Source organism: Nocardioides sp., from assembly GCF_024509035.1.
In the GTDB taxonomy this organism is placed as follows: Bacteria; Actinomycetota; Actinomycetes; order Propionibacteriales; family Nocardioidaceae; genus Nocardioides.
Window position 1 is genome coordinate 1 of record NZ_JANINT010000328.1, and the last position, 21,108, is coordinate 21,108.

18 protein-coding genes and 1 tRNA gene are annotated in these 21,108 nt (G+C 69.8%); 5 read left to right on the forward strand and 14 right to left on the reverse strand.

The features are described from left to right. The 4 genes from Q0L15_RS20420 to Q0L15_RS20435 form a co-directional block, all read left to right on the forward strand. The coding region (locus Q0L15_RS20420; protein WP_296606498.1) for a DUF554 family protein at window positions 1-194 on the forward strand (194 nt) is incomplete at its 5' end. 61 nt (window positions 195-255) lie between these two features. Next, entirely contained in the window at window positions 256-1,101 is an 846-nt protein-coding gene (locus Q0L15_RS20425) for an ABC transporter substrate-binding protein (RefSeq protein ID WP_296606500.1), read from the forward strand. Continuing rightward, complete coding sequence (locus tag Q0L15_RS20430) at window positions 1,098-1,892, forward strand: amino acid ABC transporter permease (protein ID WP_296606502.1); 795 nt, start codon at window positions 1,098-1,100, stop codon at window positions 1,890-1,892. Before Q0L15_RS20425 ends, Q0L15_RS20430 begins: the two co-directional genes overlap by 4 nt. Then, window positions 1,889-2,638, forward strand: a complete 750-nt coding sequence (locus Q0L15_RS20435) for an amino acid ABC transporter ATP-binding protein (protein ID WP_296606503.1) — start codon at window positions 1,889-1,891, stop codon at window positions 2,636-2,638. Before Q0L15_RS20430 ends, Q0L15_RS20435 begins: the two co-directional genes overlap by 4 nt. Before the next feature lie 45 nt (window positions 2,639-2,683). Here Q0L15_RS20435 and Q0L15_RS20440 read toward each other — a convergent pair whose 3' ends face one another. The 6 genes from Q0L15_RS20440 to Q0L15_RS20465 form a co-directional block, all read right to left on the reverse strand. Beyond that, complete coding sequence (locus tag Q0L15_RS20440) at window positions 2,684-3,397, reverse strand: ABC transporter ATP-binding protein (protein ID WP_296606505.1); 714 nt, start codon at window positions 3,395-3,397, stop codon at window positions 2,684-2,686. Further along, window positions 3,387-4,172, reverse strand: coding sequence for an ABC transporter ATP-binding protein (locus Q0L15_RS20445; RefSeq protein ID WP_296606506.1), 786 nt, complete (start codon window positions 4,170-4,172; stop codon window positions 3,387-3,389). Before Q0L15_RS20445 ends, Q0L15_RS20440 begins: the two co-directional genes overlap by 11 nt. Continuing rightward, window positions 4,165-5,349 carry a branched-chain amino acid ABC transporter permease gene (locus Q0L15_RS20450; RefSeq protein ID WP_296606508.1) on the reverse strand — a complete coding sequence of 395 codons (1,185 nt, stop codon included), beginning with the start codon at window positions 5,347-5,349 and terminating at the stop codon, window positions 4,165-4,167. The genes Q0L15_RS20445 and Q0L15_RS20450 overlap by 8 nt, the downstream gene beginning before the upstream one ends. Next, window positions 5,349-6,365, reverse strand: coding sequence for a branched-chain amino acid ABC transporter permease (locus Q0L15_RS20455; RefSeq protein WP_296606509.1), 1,017 nt, complete (start codon window positions 6,363-6,365; stop codon window positions 5,349-5,351). The genes Q0L15_RS20450 and Q0L15_RS20455 overlap by 1 nt, the downstream gene beginning before the upstream one ends. Window positions 6,366-6,453: 88 nt before the next feature. Beyond that, window positions 6,454-7,596 (reverse strand): branched-chain amino acid ABC transporter substrate-binding protein, encoded by a 1,143-nt coding sequence (locus Q0L15_RS20460; protein ID WP_296606511.1) that lies wholly within the window; start codon window positions 7,594-7,596, stop codon window positions 6,454-6,456. A 188-nt stretch (window positions 7,597-7,784) separates the two neighbouring features. Next, entirely contained in the window at window positions 7,785-8,387 is a 603-nt protein-coding gene (locus Q0L15_RS20465) for a response regulator (protein WP_296606512.1), read from the reverse strand. A 58-nt stretch (window positions 8,388-8,445) separates the two neighbouring features. On the opposite strand from Q0L15_RS20465, the gene Q0L15_RS20470 reads away from it, so the two are divergent. After that, a tRNA-Leu gene (locus Q0L15_RS20470) sits at window positions 8,446-8,518 on the forward strand. 189 nt (window positions 8,519-8,707) lie between these two features. Here Q0L15_RS20470 and pyk read toward each other — a convergent pair. From pyk to trpC, 8 genes are all read right to left on the reverse strand, one after another. Then, complete coding sequence (gene pyk / locus Q0L15_RS20475; protein WP_296606514.1) at window positions 8,708-10,180, reverse strand: pyruvate kinase; 1,473 nt, start codon at window positions 10,178-10,180, stop codon at window positions 8,708-8,710. Between the two features lie 113 nt (window positions 10,181-10,293). Further along, window positions 10,294-11,760 carry a glutamate synthase subunit beta gene (locus tag Q0L15_RS20480; RefSeq protein WP_296606515.1) on the reverse strand — a complete coding sequence of 489 codons (1,467 nt, stop codon included), beginning with the start codon at window positions 11,758-11,760 and terminating at the stop codon, window positions 10,294-10,296. Then, window positions 11,753-16,324: a glutamate synthase large subunit gene (gene gltB / locus Q0L15_RS20485; RefSeq protein WP_296606517.1), complete on the reverse strand. Its 4,572-nt coding sequence runs from the start codon at window positions 16,322-16,324 to the stop codon at window positions 11,753-11,755. The genes Q0L15_RS20480 and gltB overlap by 8 nt, the downstream gene beginning before the upstream one ends. A 164-nt stretch (window positions 16,325-16,488) precedes the next feature. Beyond that, on the reverse strand, window positions 16,489-17,451 hold the full coding sequence (gene lgt, locus Q0L15_RS20490; RefSeq protein WP_296606518.1) for a prolipoprotein diacylglyceryl transferase: 963 nt from the start codon (window positions 17,449-17,451) through the stop codon (window positions 16,489-16,491). Next, the gene (locus Q0L15_RS20495; RefSeq protein WP_296606520.1) at window positions 17,448-18,074 is read right to left on the reverse strand and encodes an SCO family protein; all 627 of its coding nucleotides are present in this window, start codon (window positions 18,072-18,074) and stop codon (window positions 17,448-17,450) included. The genes lgt and Q0L15_RS20495 overlap by 4 nt, the downstream gene beginning before the upstream one ends. Beyond that, the gene (gene trpA / locus Q0L15_RS20500; RefSeq protein WP_296606522.1) at window positions 18,067-18,876 is read right to left on the reverse strand and encodes a tryptophan synthase subunit alpha; all 810 of its coding nucleotides are present in this window, start codon (window positions 18,874-18,876) and stop codon (window positions 18,067-18,069) included. Before trpA ends, Q0L15_RS20495 begins: the two co-directional genes overlap by 8 nt. Then, complete coding sequence (gene trpB / locus Q0L15_RS20505; RefSeq protein WP_296606524.1) at window positions 18,873-20,123, reverse strand: tryptophan synthase subunit beta; 1,251 nt, start codon at window positions 20,121-20,123, stop codon at window positions 18,873-18,875. The genes trpA and trpB overlap by 4 nt, the downstream gene beginning before the upstream one ends. Beyond that, window positions 20,120-20,902 carry an indole-3-glycerol phosphate synthase TrpC gene (gene trpC, locus Q0L15_RS20510; protein ID WP_296606525.1) on the reverse strand — a complete coding sequence of 261 codons (783 nt, stop codon included), beginning with the start codon at window positions 20,900-20,902 and terminating at the stop codon, window positions 20,120-20,122. The genes trpB and trpC overlap by 4 nt, the downstream gene beginning before the upstream one ends. Window positions 20,903-21,108 lie beyond the last annotated feature (206 nt).

Consider the following 21,108-nt stretch of genomic DNA (forward strand, 5'->3'; position numbering starts at 1 on the left):
TCACGCTCCTCGGCCTCGCCCTGGGCGACGTCCTGCCCGACGCCCACCTGGCGGCCATCACGGCCGCCGGCGGGCTGCTGCTCGTCGGTGTCGCGCTGCGTCTTCTCCGGATCCGCGAGATCCCGGTCGCCGACCTGCTCCCGGCGCTGCTGGTCGCGCCGCTGCTGGTGCAGGTCGTGGCAGCGCTGCGTTAAGCATTCCGGGCCGAGACCGTTCCGTGACCTATCGCTGCCTGCGCACCACTATGGTGCACCCATGCTGATTCGCCTGACCCCTCGCGCCACGCTGGCCGCCGCCGTCCTGTCCGCCCTCGCCCTGACCGCCTCGGCCTGCGGTTCCGACAGTGGTTCCGACGGCAAGGCCTCGGACAACACCGGCTCGAGCGAGGCGCCGGACCTGAACCTCATCTCCGACGGCACGCTCACCGTCTGCTCCGACGTGCCCTACCCGCCGTTCGAGGACTTCGACAAGACCTCCGAGACCGGCTTCAAGGGCTTCGACGTCGACATCGTCAACGCGATCGCCGAGCAGCTCGACCTGAAGGTCCAGATCAAGGACTCCGACTTCAACGCGCTGCAGAGCGGTCTCGCGCTCGCCTCGGGCCAGTGCGACATGGCCGCCAGCGCGATGACGATCACCCCCGAGCGCGAGCAGAAGCTGGGCTTCAGCGACGGCTACTACGACTCCGAGCAGTCGCTGCTGGTGCCCGCCGACTCGAGCATCGCCTCCATCGACGACCTCGACGGCGTGAAGGTGGGTGTCCAGAAGGGCACGACCGGCGAGGCCTACGCCAACGAGAACGCATCGGGCGCCGAGATCGTGGTCTTCCCGAGCGACGGCGAGATGTACGCCGCGATCAAGGCCGGCCAGGTCGAGGCCCTGCTCCAGGACCTCCCGGTCAACCTGGACCACCAGAACGACCCGAAGGCCGCCGGCGAGTTCAAGGTCGTCGAGACCTACGACACCGGCGAGAGCTACGGCCTGGCGATGAAGAAGGACAACACCGCCCTGATCGACGCCGTCAACGAGGCACTGACCACGATGAAGGACGACGGGGACTACCAGAAGATCTACGACACCTACTTCGCCACTGACCAGTGACGCTGAAGCGAACCACGAGGCGGCGGCTGCGGGACGGCGGCGCGTACGTCGTCCTGCTCGCCGCCATCGTCGTCCTGGTGACGACGGCGGATCGGGAAGCGATCTCGAAGAACTTCCTCGACGGCGAGACCTGGCGTGGGATGTGGCCGGACATCGTCCTCATCGCGGCCAAGAACACCGTGAAGTACACGGTGATCGCGTTCGCCGGCGGCATCGCGCTCGCCCTCGTACTGGCGCTGATGCGGCTCTCGCCGCTGCGGCTCTACCGGTGGTTGGCCACCGGCTACATCGAGTTCTTCCGGGGCCTGCCCGCGCTCGTCGTGATCATCTTCATGGCGCTCGGCGTCCCGCTCGCTTTCGGGTGGACGCCTCCCGGCGGGACGATCGGGGCGGGCCTGATCGCTCTGATCATGGTGTCGGGGGCCTACATGGCCGAGACCCTGCGGGCCGGTATCCAGGCCGTGCCCAAGGGACAGCGCGAGGCCGCCCAGTCGCTGGGCATGAACGGGTTCTGGACGATGCTGACCGTCGTGCTCCCCCAGGCGATCCGGATCGTGATCCCGCCGCTGACCAACGAGTTCATCCTGCTGGTCAAGGACACCTCGCTCCTGACATTCGTGGGCATGCAAGCCGACCAGGTGGAGCTCACGTCGTTCGGTCAGCAGGGTCTCGTGAACTACTCCAACGCGAGTCCCCTGCTGGCGATCGCGCTCGTCTACCTGGTGATCTCGATCCCCGCCAGCCAGCTCGTGGCCTTCCTCGAGCGACGACAGCAGAGGGCGTCCCGATGAGCACCTCCCCGATGACCACGCCGGCGATCCAGGTCTCGGACCTGCACAAGTCCTTCGGCGAGCACGAGGTGCTCAAGGGCATCGACTTCCACGTCGACCAGAGCCAGGTGGTCTGCGTGATCGGTCCGTCGGGCTCCGGCAAGTCGACGCTGCTGCGCTGCGTGAACCGCCTCGAGGAGCCCACCTCCGGCAAGATCCTCGTCGAGGGCATCGACATCACCGACCCCGAGGTCGACCTCGACGCGGTGCGCTCGCGCATCGGCATGGTCTTCCAGCAGTTCAACCTGTTCCCGCACATGAACGTGCTGAAGAACCTCTGCGTCGCCCAGCGCCGGGTCAAGGGTCGGTCCAAGGCCGAGGCCGTCGAGGTCGCTCGTCGCAACCTGGCCAAGGTCGGACTCGCGGACCGCGAGAACGTCTACCCCGCCCACCTGTCCGGTGGCCAGCAGCAGCGGGTCGCGATCGCGCGGGCGCTCTCGATGGACCCCGACATGATGCTCTTCGACGAGCCGACCTCGGCGCTGGACCCCGAGCTCGTCGGGGACGTGCTGGCGGTCATGCGCGACCTCGCCTCGGAGGGCATGACGATGATGGTCGTCACCCACGAGATGGGCTTCGCCCGCGAGGTCGGCGACAACCTGGTCTTCATGGACGGCGGCGTGATCGTCGAGGAGGGCGACCCGCACCAGGTGCTCGGCGACCCCCAGCACCAGCGCACCCAGGCGTTCCTCTCGAAGGTGCTCTGAGAGAAGAGGATCCGGCCGCGTCAGCTCGCCGCTGACGCGGCCGGCTCAGATGTCCCCGCCGAGGTAGGCCGCCTTGACCGAGTCGTCGCCGGCGAGCTCGGCGCCCGTACCCGAGCGCACGATCTCACCGGTCTCGAGCACGTGCGCGGTGTGCGCGCGCTTGAGCGCCTGGGCGGCGTTCTGCTCGACGAGCAGCACCGTGGTCCCCTGCTCGTTGATCTCGGTGATGATCGAGAAGATCTGCGCGATCAGCTTGGGAGCCAGACCCATCGACGGCTCGTCGAGCAGCACCACGCGCGGGCGGGCCATCAGCGCGCGACCCATGGCCAGCATCTGCTGCTCGCCACCCGACATGGTGCCGGCGACCTGGTCGATGCGCTCCTCGAGCCGCGGGAACAGCCCCATCACCCGATCGAAGTCCACCGCCATCTCGGGCTTGTCCCGCCGGGTGTACGCGCCCATGAAGAGGTTCTCGCGGACCGTCATGCCGGGGAAGATGCCGCGCCCCTCCGGAGACTGGCTCAGTCCCATCTTGACCCGCTCATGCGCCGGCAGATGGGTGATGTCCTTGCCCTCGAAGATCACCTTGCCCGCGCGGACCTTGCGCAGCCCCGACAGGGTCTTCAGCGTCGTGGTCTTGCCCGCGCCGTTGGCGCCGATCAGCGTGGTGACCGTGCCCTCCTCGACGCCGAAGCTGATGTCGCGGATCGCCTCGATGTGCCCGTAGTTGACGCACAGGCCCTCGACCTCAAGAAGCATCTTCTTCGTCCACTCCCAGGTAGGCGGCGATCACCGCGGGGTTGTCACGGATCTCGGCCGGGGTGCCCTCGGCGATCTTGCGCCCGAACTCCAGCACCACGATCCGGTCGGTGACGCCCATGACCAGCCGCATGTCGTGCTCGATCAGCAGCACCGTGACGCCCCGGTCGCGGACCTTGCGGATCAGCTCCATCAGCCGTTGCTTCTCGGCCGGGTTGAACCCCGCGGCCGGCTCGTCGAGGCAGAGCAGCTTGGGATTGGTCGCCATCGCACGCGCGATCTCGAGACGGCGCTGGTCGCCGTACGACAGGTTGCTGGCGAGCTCGTCGTGCCGGGCGGTGATGCCGACCAGGTCGAGCAGCTCCTTCGCCCGCGCGAGCGAAGCGCTCTCCGTGCGCCGGTGGCGCGGCAACCGGAACAGCGCCTCCCAGAAGCCGACCTTGCTGTGCGCGTCGGCACCGACCATCACGTTCTCGAGCACCGTCATCGCCTTGAACAGGCGGATGTTCTGGAACGTGCGGGCCATGCCCAGCTTGGTGATGTTGTGACGCTTCAGCTTCGCCAGCGACCCGCCGTCGAAGCGGATCTCACCGGAGGTCAGCTGGTAGACGCCGGTCATCGCGTTGAAGCAGGTCGTCTTGCCGGCGCCGTTCGGTCCGATCAGGCCGAGGATCTCGCCCTCCTTGATGTCGAAGCTCACCTCGTTGAGAGCGGTGAGGCCCCCGAACCGCAAGGTGGCGTTGTCGACCTCGAGCAGTGCCTTCGCCTCAGGCATCGTGGGCCCCTTCCAGCTCGCCGTCCTCCAACGCCTCGATCTCCTCCTCGGCCGCCTTCGCCCGCCTGGCCCGGCGTGGTGGCAACAGTCCCTCAGGGCGCCACACGGCCAGGATCGTCAGCGCGAGGCCGAAGAACAGCATGCGATAGTCGGCGAAGTCACGGAACCGCTCGGGCAGGTAGGCGACGAGCGCACCGCCGGCGATCGCGCCCCAGCGGTTGCCGGACCCGCCGACGATCACGGCCGCCACGAAGAGCATCGAGAGCAGCAGCGGGAAGCTCTGCGGGTTGATGTAGCCGCTCTGGCTGCTGGCGTAGAACGACCCGGAGAGGCCGCCGATCGCCGCACCGAGGGCGAAGGCCATCAGCTTGTACTTGAACGTCGGCACGCCCATGAGCTCGGCGGCGTCCTCGTCCTCGCGGGTCGCCTCCCAGGCGCGACCGACGCGGCTGGCCTTGATCATCCGATCCCCGAGGAGGACCAGGATCAAGGTGGTGAGGATCAGCCAGTAGTACGGGATGGCGTCGCGCGACCCGAAGGCCAAGAACGCGGTCTTGTGATCGTTGTCGATCGAGGGAACGAAGCCCTCCCACGTGAGGCGCGGGACCTCGAAGAGACCGCCTGCGTCGAACGGCGGCTTCGGCTCGGCGCCGATCCCCGTCGGGTGGGGGATGTTCTTGATACCGGCCGCGGCGCCGACCCACTCGATGTTGGTGACGCAGATGCGGATGATCTCGCCGAAGCCGAGCGTCACGATGGCGAGGTAGTCGCCGCGCACGCGCAGCGTCGGTGCTCCCAGCAGTACGCCGGTGAGCATGGTGACCGCGATCGCGACGGGCAGGACGAGGAAGAACGGCCAGCTGCCGTGGTAGATCGTGAGCACACCGGTGGTGTAGGCACCCACACAGTAGAAACCGACGTACCCGAGGTCGAGCAGCCCGGCGTAGCCGATCACGATGTTCAGTCCGAGGGCGACGAGCGCGAAGGCGATGACGCGGAACATCACGCCACCGAAGTCGATGCTGTTGGTGGTCAGGATCGGCGGCCGCAGGAGCGGCAGCGCGTAGACGAAGACCACGAACAACGTCACCCACAAGACCTTGGCGACCTTCGGCTGGGCGTTGTAGCGGTCGACGACCGCGTCCCAGCGGCCAGCGAGGTTCAGGCGACCGGTCATCACGCACGCGCCTTTCCGAGGGACTCACCGAGGATGCCGGACGGCCGGACGAGGAGGATCAGGACCAGCAGCACGAACGCCACCACGTCCCTCCACTCCGAACCGAACACCGCGGCTCCCCAGTTCTCCATCACACCGAGCACCAACCCACCGAGCAGAGCGCCGCGGAGGTTCCCGATCCCGCCCATGACGGCCGCGGTGAACGCCTTGACGCCGAGGATGAAGCCGGCGTTCTGGCGGGTCGACCCGATCTTCATCATGTACAGCGTCGCCGCGGCGCCTGCCATCAGGCCGCCGATGAGGAAGGTCAGCTGCACGACGCGGGTGGAGTTCACACCCATGAGCGCAGCAGACTCGGGGTCCTGAGCGGTCGCCCGGATGCCGCGACCCAAGCGGGTGCGTCGGATCAGCTGGTCGAGGCCGACCATCATCAGCAGCGCCGCCGCGATGATCACCAGGTCGACGTCGGTCACGCCGTAGCCACCGAGCTCGAAGAGCTTGTGGGGCTCGATCGTGACCGGGTTGGAGAAGACATCTCGCGCCTTGTCCGGCGCGACATAGTCGGCGAGGTCGTCCTTCAGGCCGACCCAGCCCGCGAAGCGGTCACGCAGCCCCATGGCCTCGGCGAGGGCGAACGAGGCGCCGATCGCGGAGATCAGCGCGATGAGCTTGGGGGCGCCCTTCTTGATCAGCGGTCGGTAGGCGAACCGTTCGATCAGCAGAGCGATGGCCGCGGACATCACCATGGCGGCGACGAGCGCGACGAGGAGTATGGGTAGTGCCTTCCCGAGGCTCCAGCTCGCCGACTCGGTGCCGTGCAGGAAGATGAAGGTCCACGCCACGGCGAAGGTGCCGTACATGAAGACCTCGGAGTGAGCGAAGTTGATGAGCTGCAAGACGCCGTAGACCATCGTGTAGCCCAGCGCGATGAGCGCGTAGATCGCCCCGAACACCAACCCGCCGATGGTGAAGCTGAGGAAGTTGTCGAAGCTGCCGAAAAGCGCGCCGAGGTCCAAGGGGTCTCCTCTGTCGGTCTGATTCGACTGCGGCCGGAGGGGGGTCCCCTCCGGCCGCAGCCTATGCCACTGATTCAGCTGACAGATGTCACTCGATCGCCTGCGGGTTGTCGACGTCGAGCTTGCCGTCCTTGACGAAGTAGGCGTAGATCTTCGACTCGGTGATGTCGCCGTTCTCGTCGAACGCGATCGGGCCACTCACGCCGTCACCGGAGTAGCTGCCGATGAAGTCGTTGATCTCCTCCGGCGACGACGCGCCGTCATCGAGCGCCGCGAGGAAGATGTTCGCCGCGTCGTAGGACTGGGTGGCGTAGAGACCGGTGGCGCCGAAGTCGGCCGGCGGCGGGCCCGCGGGAGCCGACAGGACCGCGCCCTCGGCCGCGGCAGCACCGGCGACCTTGACGAAGTTCGGGTCCTCCGAGCCGTCACCCGACATGAACGTGCCCTTGAAGCCGCCCTGGCGCAGCGCCTTGGCGAGCAGGCCGGCCTCGGTGTAGTAGCCACCGTAGAAGACCGCGTCCGCGCCCGAGGCCTGGACCTTGGTGACGACCGCCGACATGTCGGTCTGGCCGACCGAGATCTGGTCGGAGTCGACGAGGGCGTCGCCCAGCGCCTCCTTGACCGTGCCGGCCAGGCCCTTGCTGTAGTCCTGGCCGTCGTCGATGACGAAGACCTTGGCCGCACCGTTGTCGGTGAGGTACTTGGCGTCGGCGGTGCCCTGGGCGTCGTCGTTGCCGATGACCCGGTGCCACGTGGTCCAGCCCTGCTGGGTGATGGTGACGTTGGTGGCCGACGGGGAGATCGACGGCAGGCCGGCCTCGAAGAAGGTCTTGCCGGTCGCGAGCGACTCGCCGGAGAAGCCGGGGCCGATCAGACCGAAGATCGTGTCGTCGTTGACGATCTGGGTGGCGAGGCCGGGGGCGGTGTCAGGGCTGCCCTGGGAGTCGAACTTCTTCAGACCGATCTGGCAGTCGGCGTTCTTGTCGTTGTACTCCTTCAGCGCCAGCTCGATGCCGCCGACCATGTTCTGGCCGAGCGCACCGGCGTCGCCGGTGAGAGCACCGAGGAACGCGAGGTTCTTCCCGCAGAGCTCGCTGGTGCCCCCGTCGCCGCTGGCGGCGTCGTTGGTCTTGTCACTGCCACCGTCGCTGTCGCTGCCGCAAGCAGTGAGGACGAGTGCGGACGCCGCAAGCGTGATGGCAACGCGGCGGGCGCGGCTGGAGCGAATCATGAAGCCTCCGTTGGACTAGCTGTCCCCCGGGCCGCGTGCCGCAGCGCCGGAGATCGACTCTCGATGGAGGGAAACTAGCGCCGATCTCGGGACCAACACGGGATGACCAGGACTTTGTACCCTGTCGTTGCCATTTCGTGATCTACCAGAGTAGACACTTCGGGCTTCTTCACCCGGCCGTCCGCGTGTCATCCGGCGATGCCGGGCCCGTGTGTGATGACACCCTCCGCGACCTGGCGCATCGAGAGGCGCAGGTCCATCGCGGTCTTCTGGATCCACCGGAACGCGTCGGGCTCCGAGAGGCTCAGCTGCTGCTGCAGGACCCCCTTGGCCCGGTCGACCGCCTTGCGCGTCTCGAGCCGCTCGGTCAGGTCGGCGACCTCGGACTCCAGCAGCGAGAGCTCCGCGAACCGGCTCACCGCCATCTCGATCGCCGGCACCAGGTCGGACTTGGAGAACGGCTTGACGAGGTAGGCCATCGCGCCGGCGTCGCGCGCCCGCTCGACCAGCTCGCGCTGGGAGAACGCGGTGAGGATCACGACGGGGGCGATCCGGGCGCCCGCGATGCGCTCGGCGGCGGCGATGCCGTCCAGCACCGGCATCTTGACGTCGAGGATCACCAGGTCGGGTCGCAGCTCCTCCGCGAGCTCGATGGCCTTCTGCCCGTCCCCCGCCTGGCCGACCACGTCGTAGCCCTCCTCGCCGAGCATCTCGGCGAGGTCCATGCGGATGAGCACCTCGTCCTCGGCGATGACGACGCGCCGCGGCGCCTGCTGGTCGGTCTGCGTCACGGAGGACAGGCTATCGGGCAGGAGCGTGCTGCGTTCGATAGGGTTTCTCGAGCCTGAGGCCCCGGTAGCCCAACGGCAGAGGCGATGGTCTCAAACACCATTCAGTGTGGGTTCGAATCCCACCCGGGGCACCGTGTGTGCAAGGCGCTCGCGCACCTGACGCAGATGTCGCCATCTCGCCCGGAGGGCGACAGATACGTCAGGTGCACGCGACCTGAGACTGCCGGCAGTCCAACGCAAAGACGATCAGCGTGTCGACCCGGGCGGCGGTGGCCCGGCTCGACACGCTGATCGGGATGAAGCGGTGACTCAGCCTGGTCTCAGCGCCGGCGGTAGGCCGGCGCGACGCCGTTGAGGGCGTCGCCCATCCGGTGCACCCGCAGGGCGTTGGTGGAGCCGGGGATGCCCGGAGGCGCTCCGGCGATGATCACGACGAGGTCGCCCTCGCGGACCCGGCCGATCTGCAGCAGCTGGTCGTCGACCTGGCGGACCATCTCGTCGGTGTGCTCGACCGGCGTGGTCTTGAAGGTCTCGACACCCCAGCTCATCGCGAGCTGCGAGCGGGTGGAGGCGACCGGCGTGAACGCGAGGATCGGGACCGGGCCGCGCAGCCGCGACATCCGGCGGGCCGAGTCACCGCTCTGGGTGAACGCGACGACGTACTTCGCGCCGACCCGCTCGGCGACCTCCTCGGCCGCCTTGGCGATCACGCCGCCGGTGGTGTGCGGGTCCCAGTCGATCTCGGCGAGCGCGGCGCGGGCCGCGAGCTGCACGTCCTGCTGCAGCGCGTGCGCCTCGGTCGCGGCGATGATGCGGGCCATCGTCTCGACGGTGTGGACGGGGTACTCCCCCACGCTCGTCTCGCCGGAGAGCATCACCGCGTCGGCGCCGTCGAGCACGGCGTTCGCGACGTCGGACGCCTCGGCGCGGGTCGGAGCTGGGTTGCTGATCATCGACTCGAGCATCTGCGTCGCGACGATGACGGGCTTGGCGTTGAGGCGGGCCTTCTCGACGATGCGCTTCTGCAGGAACGGCACGTCCTCGAGCGGGCACTCCACGCCCAGGTCGCCGCGGGCGACCATGAAGCCGTCGAACGCGGCGATGACCTCGTCGAGGTTCTCGATCGCCTGCGGCTTCTCGATCTTGGCGATGACCGGGAGGTGCACGCCCTCCTCGTCCATGATCCGCCGCACGTCGTCGGCGTCCTTGGCGTCACGGACGAAGCTCAGCGCGATGAAGTCCACCGTGAGGTGCAGCGCGAAGCGCAGGTCCTCGATGTCCTTCTCCGACAGCGCCGGGACCGACACGGCGACACCGGGCAGGTTGATGCCCTTGTTGTTGCTGACCTTGCCGCCGACGAGGACCTCGGTGTGGACGTCGGTGTCGTCGACGCCGGTCACCCGCAGCCGGACCTTGCCGTCGTCGATGAGGATCGGGTCGCCGACGTTCACGTCGCCGGGCAGGCCCTTGTACGTCGTGCCGCAGATCGTCGCGTCACCGGCGACGTCGCGGGTGGTGATCGTCCACTCCTGGCCGCGGTGCAGCACCACGGGACCGTCGGGGAACGTCTCGAGCCGGATCTTGGGGCCCTGGAGGTCGGCGAAGATGCCGACCCCGTGGCCGCTCGCGTCCGAGGCCTCGCGCACGAGGCGGTAGGCCTCGGCGTGATCCTCGTGCGAGCCGTGGCTCATGTTGAGACGGGCCACGTCCATGCCGGCGTACACCAGCTCACGGATCCGTCGAGGGGTGGCCACCGCGGGGCCGAGGGTGCAGACGATCTTGGCTCTACGCACGTGCTTCACCCTACCGCGACTTTGATCGTTCAAAGACCAAACTCCCCGGTAACCTGCGCGGCCGGGACCAACTGAGGTCGTTGGTCCCGACCGCGCAGGCCCTCGGACCGAGCTCAGACGACGAGCGGGCGCGCGGTCGGCGGGATCGGCGCCGGGAGCGTCGTCGACCCCGTCAAGTAGGTGTCGACAGCGGCGGCGGCCGCCCGGCCCTCGGCGATCGCCCACACGATCAGCGACTGGCCGCGCCCGGCGTCGCCGGCCACGAACACGCCGTCCACCGAGGTCATGTAGCGATCGTCACGCGCCACGTTGCCGCGCTCGTCGAGCTCGACGCCGAGCTGCTCGACCAGGCCCGGCTTCTCGGGACCGGTGAAGCCCATCGCGAGCAGCACCAGGTCGGCCGGGATCTCCCGGACCGTGCCCTCGACCTCGACGAACCGGCCGTTCTCGAACCGGACGTCCACGAGCCGCAGCGACCGGACGTTGCCGTCCGCGTCGCCGAGGAACTCCTGGGTCGAGACCGCGTAGACGCGATCACCGCCCTCCTCGTGGGCCGAGGAGACCCGGAAGACCATCGGGTACGTCGGCCAGGGCTGTCCCGCCGGACGCGACTCGGGAGGCTCCGGCATGATCTCGAGCTGCGTGATCGACGCGGCGCCCTGGCGGATCGAGGTGCCGAGGCAGTCGGCACCGGTGTCGCCGCCGCCGATGATCACCACGTGCTTGTCGGTGGCGGTGATCTGACCCTCGACCGACTCGCCGAGCGCGACCCGGTTGGCCTGCGGCAGGAACTCCATCGCCTGGTGGATGCCGTGCAGCTCGCGGCCCGGGGCCTCGAGGTCGCGGGCGACCGTCGAACCGACGGCCAGCACGACCGCATCGTAGCGCTCGCGCAGCTTGGTGCCGGTGAGCTCGCCACCGACGTCCACGCCCGGGCGGAACACCGTGCCCTCGCGGCGCATCTGCTCGAGGCGCTTGTCGAGGTGCTTCTTCTCCATCTTGAACTCGGGGATGCCGTAGCGCAGCAGCCCACCGATCTTGTCGGCGCGCTCGTAGACCGCGACCGTGTGACCGGCGCGCGTGAGCTGCTGAGCGGCGGCCAGGCCCGCAGGCCCGGACCCGATCACCGCGACCGTGCGGCCCGAGAGCCACTCCGGCGGCTGGGGCCGGACGAAGCCGGAGTCCCACGCCTTGTCGATGATCGAGACCTCGACGTTCTTGATCGTCACCGGGTCCTGGTTGATGCCGAGCACGCACGCCGTCTCGCACGGAGCCGGGCACAACCGACCGGTGAAGTCCGGGAAGTTGTTGGTCGCGTGCAGGCGCTCGATCGCGCCCTCCCAGTCATCGCGCCAGACCAGGTCGTTCCACTCGGGGATGATGTTGCCGAGCGGGCAGCCCTGGTGGCAGAACGGGATGCCGCAGTCCATGCAGCGCCCGGCCTGCTCGGTGATGATCGGCAGCAGCGCGCGGCCGGCCGAGCCCGGGTAGACCTCGTTCCAGTCCTGGACGCGCTCCTCGACCGGACGCCGCTGGGCGACCTCCCGGCCGTTCTTGAGGAATCCGCGGGGGTCAGCCATGGAGGGCCTCCATCATCGCGTGGGCGGTCTCGTTCTCGTCCAGACCGTCGGCCTCGGCCTTCGCCTTGGCCTCGAGCGACTTGCGGTAGTCGGTGGGCATGATCTCGGTGAACCGCGTCAGTGCGGTCTCCCAGTCGGCCAGCAGCTCCTCGGCGACCGTGGACCCGGTCTCCTCGAGGTGCGCTCGGACCATCTGCTCGAGCTCGTCGGCCGCTGCTCCGGTGACCGGTCCGAGCTCGACGAGCTCGGGGTTGACCCGGCCGGGCTTGAGGTCGAGGACCCAGGCGACACCACCGGACATGCCGGCGGCGAAGTTGCGCCCGGTCTTGCCCAGCACCGCCACGCGACCACCGGTCATGTACTCGCAGCCGTGGTCGCCGACGCCCTCGGTGACGACCCACGCGCCGGAGTTGCGCACGCAGCAGCGCTCGCCGACCCCGCCCCGGATGAAGATCTGGCCCGAGGTGGCGCCGTAGCCGATCACGTTGCCGGCGATGATCTGCTCGTTCGCGGCGAACGTCGCGGCCCGGTCGGGCCGGACGACGATGCGGCCGCCGGAGAGGCCCTTGCCGACGTAGTCGTTGGCGTCGCCCTCGAGCCGCAGCGTCATCCCCTTCGGCACGAACGCGCCGAAGGACTGACCGGCCGACCCGACGAAGGTGAGGTCGATCGTGCCGTCGGGCAGGCCCGCGCCGCCGTAGCGCTTGGTCACCTCGTGGCCGAGGATCGTGCCGACCGTGCGGTTGACGTTGCGGATGGCCACCTGGGCACGCACCGGTTCGCCGGACTCGAGCGCCGGCTGCGCCAGCGGCAGCAGCTCGGTCCGGTCGAGCGAGCGGTCGAGACCGTGGTCCTGCTGCTTGGTGCAGCGCAGGTCCTGGTCGGGGAACGCCGAGCGGTCCGGCTGGTGCAGGATCGGCGTGAGGTCGAGGCCGGAGGCCTTCCAGTGGTCGACCGCTTCGGCGACGTCGAGCGCGCCGACCTGGCCGATCGCCTCGTCGAGGGTGCGGAAGCCCAGCTCGGCCAGCAGCTCGCGGACCTCCTGGGCGACGTACTCGAAGAAGTTCACGACGTACTCGGCCTTGCCGCTGAAGCGACCGCGGAGGACCGGGTTCTGCGTCGCGACGCCCACCGGGCAGGTGTCGAGGTGGCAGACCCGCATCATGATGCAGCCCGAGACCACGAGCGGCGCGGACGCGAAGCCGAACTCCTCGGCGCCGAGCAGCGCGGCGATCACCACGTCGCGGCCGGTCTTGAGCTGACCGTCGGTCTGCACGACGATCCGGTCGCGCAGGCCGTTGAGGATCAGCGTCTGCTGGGTCTCGGCCAGGCCGAGCTCCCACGGACCGCCCGCGTGCTTGAGAGAGGTGAGCGGCGCGGCACCCGTGCCGCCGTCGTGGCCGGAGATCAGCACCACGTCGGCGTGCGCCTTGGAGACGCCCGCCGCGACCGTGCCGACGCCGACCTCGGAGACCAGCTTCACGTGGACGCGAGCCGCGGGGTTGGCGTTCTTGAGGTCGTGGATCAGCTGCGCCAGGTCCTCGATCGAGTAGATGTCGTGGTGCGGCGGCGGGCTGATCAGCCCCACGCCCGGCGTCGAGTGCCGGGTCTTGGCGACCCAGGGGTAGACCTTGTTGCCGGGCAGCTGGCCGCCCTCGCCGGGCTTGGCGCCCTGCGCCATCTTGATCTGGATGTCGTCGGAGTTGGTGAGGTACTCCGCGGTCACGCCGAAGCGACCCGACGCGACCTGCTTGATCGCGCTGCGCCGCTCGGGGTCGTAGAGACGCTCGGGATCCTCGCCGCCCTCACCGGTGTTGGACTTGGCGCCCAGCCGGTTCATCGCGATCGCAAGCGTCTCGTGGGCCTCCTGCGAGATCGACCCGTAGGACATCGCGCCGGTGGAGAAGCGCTTGACGATCTCGGAGACCGGCTCGACCTCCTCGATCGGCACCGGCTGGCGGCCGGTCGCGGCGGCGTCCTTGAAGCGGAACAGACCGCGCAGCGTCATCAGGCGCTTGGCCTGCTCGTCGACGCGGGCGGAGTACTGCTTGAAGACGTCGTAGCGCCCCGAGCGGGTGGAGTGCTGGAGCCGGAAGACGGTCTCGGGGTCGAACAGGTGCGGCTCGGCCTCGCCGCTGACGCTGCGGCGCCATTGGTACTCGCCGCCGATCTCGAGCTCCCGGTGGGCCGGCGAGATGCCGCCGCGGGGGTACGCCGTGGCGTGCCGCCGGGCGACCTCCTCGGCGATCGTGTCGAGCTCGATGCCGCCGAGCTTGGAGACCGTGCCGGTGAAGTACCGGTCGACGACCGCCTGGGAGAGGCCGACGGCCTCGAAGATCTGCGCACCCGTGTACGACGCGACCGTCGAGACGCCCATCTTGGACATCACCTTGAGGACGCCCTTGCCGAGCGCCTTGATCAGGTTGGCGACGGCCTTCTCGGGCTCGGTCTTGACGTAGTAGCCCTCGCGGGCGAGGTCCTCGACGGACTCCATGGCGAGGTAGGGGTTGACCGCGGCCGCGCCGTAGCCGACCAGCAGCGCGACGTGGTGGACCTCGCGCACGTCGCCGGCCTCGACGAGCAGGCCCACCTGGGTGCGGGTCTTCTCGCGCACGAGGTGGTGGTGGACCGCGCCGGTGAGCAGCAGCGACGGGATCGGCGCGAGCTCGGCGGTCGAGTGGCGGTCGGAGAGCACGATGATGCGCGCTCCCCCGGCGATCGCCTCGGACACCTCGGCGCAGATCTCGTCGATGCGCTCGGCCATCGCGCGGCCGCCGCCCTCGACGTCGTACAGCCCCCGCGCGACGTGGGTGATGAAGCCCGGCATGTCGCCGTCACGGTTGATGTGCCGGATCTTGGCCAGGTCGTCGTTGGAGATCACCGGGAACGGCAGCTGCACCATGCGGCACGACGCCGGCGCCGGCTCGAGCAGGTTGGACTCCGGACCGATCGTGCCGGCCAACGAGGTCACGAGCTCCTCGCGGATCGCGTCCAGCGGGGGGTTCGTGACCTGGGCGAAGAGCTGGCTGAAGTAGTCGAACAGCAGCCGGGGCCGCTCGCTGAGCGCGGCGATCGGGGTGTCGGTGCCCATCGAGCCCAGCGGCTCGCCGCCGGAGTTGGCCATCGGGGTCAAGATGACCCGCAGCTCCTCCTCGGTGTAGCCGAACACCTGCTGGCGGCGGGTCACCGAGGCGTGCGTGTGCACGACGTGCTCGCGGTCGGGGATGTCGTCGAGGTGGATCAGGCCGGCGTGCAGCCACTCGTCGTAGGGGTTCTCGGCGGCGAGCTCCGCCTTGATCTCCTCGTCCTCGATGATGCGGTGCTCGTCGGTGTCGACGAGGAACATCCGGCCCGGCTGCAGGCGGCCCTTGCGGACCACCTTCGCGGGGTCGATGTCCAGCACGCCGACCTCGGAGGCGAGCACGACCAGGCCGTCGTCGGTCACCCAGTAGCGGGAGGGGCGCAGCCCGTTGCGGTCGAGGACGGCACCGATCTGGGAGCCGTCGGTGAACACCACGCACGCGGGGCCGTCCCACGGCTCCATGAGGGCCGAGTGGAACTCGTAGAACGCGCGCCGCTTGGCGTCCATCTCGGCGTGGTTCTCCCACGCCTCGGGGATCATCATCAGCACTGCGTGGGGCAGCGAGCGACCGCCCATGTGGAGCAGCTCGAGCACCTCGTCGAAGGAGGCCGAGTCGGAGGCGCCCGGCGTGCAGATCGGGTACAGCCGCTCCAGGTCGCCCGGGATCACGTCGGAGGCCAGCAGCGCCTCGCGGGCGCGCATCCAGTTGCGGTTGCCCATGACGGTGTTGATCTCGCCGTTGTGGGCGATGAACCGGAACGGGTGCGACAGCGGCCAGCTCGGGAACGTGTTGGTCGAGAAACGGGAGTGAACGACCGCCATCGCGGAGGTCATCCGCTCGTCGCGCAGGTCGGGGTAGACCTCGTCGAGCTGGGCGGGGGTGAGCATGCCCTTGTAGACCAGGGTGCGCGAGGACAGCGACGGGAAGTAGGCGTCGGTCTCGTGCTCGGCGCGCTTGCGCAGGCAGAAGGCCAGGCGCTCGAGCGCCATGCCGGTGACGCGGGTGCCGGCGCCGGCGACGAAGAGCTGGGCGAACGACGGCATCACCCCCTGTGCGGTCTTGCCGAGGGAGGAGGGGTCGACGGGGACGTCGCGCCAGCCCAGGACGGCCAGGCCCTCCTCGGCGGCGATCTCCTCGATCCGCTGGCGCGTCTTGGCGGCCTCCTCGGCGTCGCTGGGGAGGAAGGCGGTGCCGACGGCGTAGGCGTGCTGGGGCGGCAGCTCGAAGCCCGCCTCCTGGGTGACCTCGCGCAGGAACGCGTCGGGGACCTGGATCAAGATCCCGGCCCCGTCGCCGGAGTTGACCTCGGCGCCCGCGGCGCCGCGGTGGTCGAGGTTCAGCAGGGCCTGGATGCCCTGCTCGATGATCTGGTGGCTGGCGACGCCGGTCAGGGTTGCCACGAACGCCACGCCACACGCGTCGTGCTCGTGGCGGGGGTCGTAGAGCCCTTGGGGCGGCGGGAATGCGTGCGAGTAGGGCACCGGGCATTCTCCCGTCGTCTTCAGCGCCTCGGCAGCCCCGCCGACCGGTGGTGGCGTCGTCGGGGAGGGCGTCGGCGAATCAGCAGTGCAGTGGAGGCCGGAGGACCCGGCCAGGTGCAGGGGACGACATTGGCCCTAGCGGAGATGCACAGATTAGCACCGGGTCACCCCGACGCAGGCTGCTCGTCCACCTCGTCCGACCCGTGATCTCCGTCGTGATCGTCACCGTCGCCGTCACCGTGGCCGTCCTCGTGATCGCCCCCGCCGTCCCGGTAGACCTGCTCCTCGCGGCCCGGCCGGCGCCGGGCACTGACCACGAAGCAGACGGCTGCGACCACGAACAGCACGATCGAGGTCCAGACGTTGAAGCGCAGGCCCCCGACGTCGGAGAGCTCCACGGCGTCGATGCGCAGCATCTCGATCCAGCCACGGCCCAGCGTGTAGGTCATCACGTAGAGCGCAAGCACCCGGCCGTGGCCGAGCTTGAAGCGGCGGTCGGCCCAGAGCACGAACGCGAAGGCCAGGAGGTTCCAGGAGAACTCATAGAGGAACGTCGGATGGAACGTCGGGTCGTCGAGGTAGCCGACCGGGCGGTGCTCGGCGTCGATCTCGAGGCCCCACGGGAGGTCGGTCGGCTTGCCGAACAGCTCCTGGTTGAACCAGTTGCCCCAACGGCCGATCGCCTGGGCGACCAGGACGCCCGGTGCCAGGGCGTCGAGCATCGGGAGCATCCGGATGCCCTTGCTGCGCGCACCGATGTAGACGCCGAGCGCGCCGAAGGCGATCGCACCCCAGACGCCCAGCCCGCCCTTCCAGACGTAGAGGGCCTCGATCGGCTGGCGACCGGCCCCGAAGTAGAGGTCGTGGTCGGTCATCACGTGGTAGAGCCGGCCGCCGACCAGCCCGAACGGCACCGCCCACAGCGCCAGGTCCTGGACCTCGCCGGGGCGTCCGCCGCGGGCGATCCAGCGCCGTTCCCCGATCCAGATCGCCGCGACGATGCCGAGGATGATCGACAGCGCGTAGCCGCGGATCGGCAGCGGACCGAGGTGCCACACCCCCGACGACGGGCTCGGGATCGAGAGCGCCACCACGTGGTTCACGGCGTGTCCCAGGAGCTGGTTCACCGGTCGGCCTCCTCGGCGAGCAACGTGTGGACGTCCGCGGCGAGGTCGGCCGACGACGTGTCCTGCGTCCAGAGCAGCGGCGAGGTGTCGTCTGCGGTGATCGCCGTGATCTGGGTGCTGTGGCTGTTGAGGTCGCGCCCGCCGCTGGGCAGCGGCTCGCCGTCGGCGACGTAGACCGCCAGCGGCTTTCCGACCGCTGCGATCGTGTCGAGCGTGCCGGTCAGACCGATGAACGACGGGTCGAACCGGTCGAGGTAGTCGCGCAGGTGCTGCTCGGTGTCGACCTTGGGGTCGGTCGTCACGAACACGACGTCGACGTCCTCCCGGTCGGCGTCGTCGAGGCGGGTCATCGCCGAGGCGATGTTGGCCATCACGACCTGGCAGATGTCCGGGCAGCTGGTGTACCCGAAGAACACGAGCGTCAGTGGCTTGTCGGTGTCGTCCGCCAGGGAGTACGGCGTGCCGTCGGTGTCGGTGAGCGGGGTCGCCGCGACCGCGTAGGGGTCGTGGGTCACGGCGGCGCGGTAGCCGTCGCCGTCCTCGTCCGAGCCGCCTCCGCTGCAGGCGGTCAGCAGCGTGCCCAGGACCACCGCCGTGGCGAGCACCCCGAGGCGATCACGCACGCCGCACCCCGGCCGCCAGGTCCTCGGTCAGCGCGGTGAGCGCCCGCAGCCCCGCCCGCAGGTCGCCGGGGTGGTCGAGCAGGGCGCGGACGAACGCCGACCCGACGATCACGCCGTCGGCGCCGATTCCGTCCTTGGCGGCCACCTCGGCGGCCTGGTCGCCGTTGCTGATGCCCAGGCCGACGGCCACCGGGAGGTCGGTCGCCCGCTTGGTGCGCGCGACCAGCGGACCGGCGAGGTCGGAGGTGGTCGCGCGAGCGCCGGTGACCCCCATGACCGCCGTGGCGTAGACGAAGCCGCGGCAGTGGGCGACGGTCATCGCGATCCGCTCGTCGGTGGAGCTGGGCGCGACGAGGTAGACCTTGTCGAGGGCGTGCGCGTCGGCGGCCTGCTCCCAGGCCGGGTCGGCGTCGGGCGTGATGTCGGGGGTGATCAGGCCCGCGCCCCCGGCGTTCGCCAGGTCGGCGGCGAACCGCTCCACGCCGTAGCGCTCGACCGGGTTCCAGTAGGTCATCACGAGCGCGGGCGTGCCGGTCGCGGCGACGGCCTCGACCGTCCGCAGCACGTCACGGGTGCGGAAGCCGTTGTCGAGAGCCTGCTGGGCGGCCGCCTGGACCGTCGGGCCGTCCATGACCGGGTCGCTGTAGGGCAGCCCGATCTCGATCACGTCACAGCCGGCCTCGACCATCGCCAGCAGCGCTGCGTCGCCGCCGGCGGCATCGGGGAAGCCACAGGGCAGGTAGCCCACGAGCGCGGCTCGCCCCTCGGCCCTCGCGGTTGCGAAGGTGGTGCTCACGCTCACTGGACCTCTCCCGTCTCGGCGTCCGCGTCACCGAGGCCGAACCAGGAGATCGCGGTCTCCATGTCCTTGTCGCCGCGGCCACTGAGGTTGACCAGGATCGTCTGCCCCTGCCGTTCGGGGGCCAGCCGGAGCGCCCCGGCGAGCGCATGGGCGGACTCGATGGCCGGGATGATGCCCTCGGTGCGGGCGAGCAGGGCCATCGCGTCCATCGCCTCGGCGTCGGTCACCGGCTCGTACGTCGCCCGCCCGACATCGGCCAGGTAGGCGTGCTGCGGTCCGACGCCCGGGTAGTCGAGACCGGCGGAGATCGAGTGGGACTCCTGGGTCTGACCGTCCTCGTCCTGGAGCACGTACGTCCGGGCCCCATGGAGCACGCCGCGGTCGCCGGCGTGGATGGTCGCGGCGTGGCGGCCGGTCTCGAAGCCTTCGCCACCCGGCTCGAAGCCGTAGATCGCGACGTCCTCGTCGCCGAGGAAGGCGGTGAAGAGCCCGATCGCGTTGGACCCTCCACCCACGCAGGCGGTGATCGCGTCGGGCAGGGCGCCGTACTGCTCCAGGCACTGGGCGCGCGCCTCGTCGCCGATGCCCCGACAGAACTCGCGGACCATGCTCGGGAACGGGTGGGGGCCGGCCGCGGTGCCGAAGAGGTAGGCGGTGTGGTCCACGCTGGCGACCCAGTCGCGCAGCGCCTCGTTGATCGCGTCCTTCAGCGTCGCGCTGCCGGAGTCGACCGCGACGACCTTGGCGCCGAGCAGGTTCATCCGCGCGACGTTGAGGGCCTGGCGCTTGGTGTCGACCGAGCCCATGTAGACGGTGCAGTCGAGGCCGAAGTACGCCGCCGCGGTGGCGCTCGCGACCCCGTGCTGCCCGGCGCCGGTCTCGGCGATCACCCGGGTCTTGCCCATCCGTCTGGTCAGCAGCGCCTGGCCGAGGACGTTGCGGATCTTGTGGGCACCGGTGTGGTTGAGGTCCTCGCGCTTGAGCAGGATGCGCGCCCCGACCTTGTCGCTGAGCCGCTCGGCGAAGTAGAGCGGGCTCGGCATGCCGGCGTAGTCGCGCAGGATCGCATCGAAGTCCGCCAGGAAGGCCGGGTCGGCCATCGCGTCCTGCCACGCGGCGGTGAGCTCGTCGAGCGCCGCGACGAGTGCCTCGGGCATGAACCGGCCGCCGAAGCCGCGCTCGGGGCCGCCGAACCACCCGAGGGCGTCCGCGTCGTAGCTCGTCGTCCTCTCGGGCGGGGTCGTCATCGCGTGACTCCTGTCATCCGTCGTACGGCGCCCTCGGGGTCGCCGTCCTTCACCAGTGCCTCGCCCACGAGCACGGCCCGCGCACCCTCACGCACGAACCGGGCCACGTCCTCGGGTCCGAAGATCCCCGACTCGGCCACCTTCACCCGATCGTCGGGGATGAGCGGAGCGAGGCGCCCGAACGTGTCCTCGTGGATCGCGAGCGTCTTGAGGTTGCGGGCGTTGACGCCGATCAGCTCGGCCCCGAGCGCGACCGCGCGCTCGGTCTCCGGCTCGTCGTGGACCTCGACGAGCACGGTCAGCCCCAGCTCGCGCGCCTCGTCGTGGAGCCGGCGCAGGTCGTCGTCCGAGAGGGCCGCGACGATCAGCAGCACGAGGTCGGCGCCGGCGGCACGCGCCTCGACCACCTGGTAGCTGGTGACCACGAAGTCCTTGCGCAGGATCGGGGTGTCGACGGCCGCGCGGACGGCCCGCAGGTCGGCGATGCTGCCGCCGAAGCGCCGCTGCTCGGTGAGCACGCTGATCGCCGCGGCTCCCCCGGCCGCGTAACGCCGCGCCAGGTCGGCAGGATCGGGGATCTCCGCGAGGTCCCCCTTGCTGGGACTGCGCCGCTTGACCTCCGCGATGACGCTGGAGCCTGCGCTGCGGAAGTGCGGCATCGGGTCGCGCGGCGGGTCGGCGTCGGCCAGCGCGGCGCGCAGCTCCGTCACGGGCGTGGCGGCCTCGCGCTCGGCCAGGTCGGCCCGCACGCCGGCCACGATGTCGTCGAGCACGGACATGCAGGCACTCCCAGTCAGCGGCGGGTCGGGGTGGGGTCGGCGCCGGGTCGGCAGGCGCCTCCCGGCACCGGAAGTCTGTCACGCCGACGGTCGCGCCCCGACCTCGCCTCGGAGCGCGGACGGCCTGCCGTCGCATGCCGGCGGTCGACCCCGGGTAGGGTCCGCACCACCAGGCCGGAGACGGACGGCCTCAACGAAGGGTTTCG

Coding starts and splice junctions, on each gene's coding strand:
- Q0L15_RS20450 (WP_296606508.1), bottom strand. CDS start 5,349: ATGACCGGTCGCCTGAACCTCGCTGGCCGCTGGGACGCGGTCGTCGAC.
- trpB (WP_296606524.1), bottom strand. CDS start 20,123: ATGACGACCCCGCCCGAGAGGACGACGAGCTACGACGCGGACGCCCTC.
- Q0L15_RS20440 (WP_296606505.1), bottom strand. CDS start 3,397: ATGCTTCTTGAGGTCGAGGGCCTGTGCGTCAACTACGGGCACATCGAG.
- Q0L15_RS20435 (WP_296606503.1), top strand. CDS start 1,889: ATGAGCACCTCCCCGATGACCACGCCGGCGATCCAGGTCTCGGACCTG.
- Q0L15_RS20480 (WP_296606515.1), bottom strand. CDS start 11,760: ATGGCTGACCCCCGCGGATTCCTCAAGAACGGCCGGGAGGTCGCCCAG.
- trpC (WP_296606525.1), bottom strand. CDS start 20,902: ATGTCCGTGCTCGACGACATCGTGGCCGGCGTGCGGGCCGACCTGGCC.
- Q0L15_RS20460 (WP_296606511.1), bottom strand. CDS start 7,596: ATGATTCGCTCCAGCCGCGCCCGCCGCGTTGCCATCACGCTTGCGGCG.
- Q0L15_RS20425 (WP_296606500.1), top strand. CDS start 256: ATGCTGATTCGCCTGACCCCTCGCGCCACGCTGGCCGCCGCCGTCCTG.
- Q0L15_RS20445 (WP_296606506.1), bottom strand. CDS start 4,172: ATGCCTGAGGCGAAGGCACTGCTCGAGGTCGACAACGCCACCTTGCGG.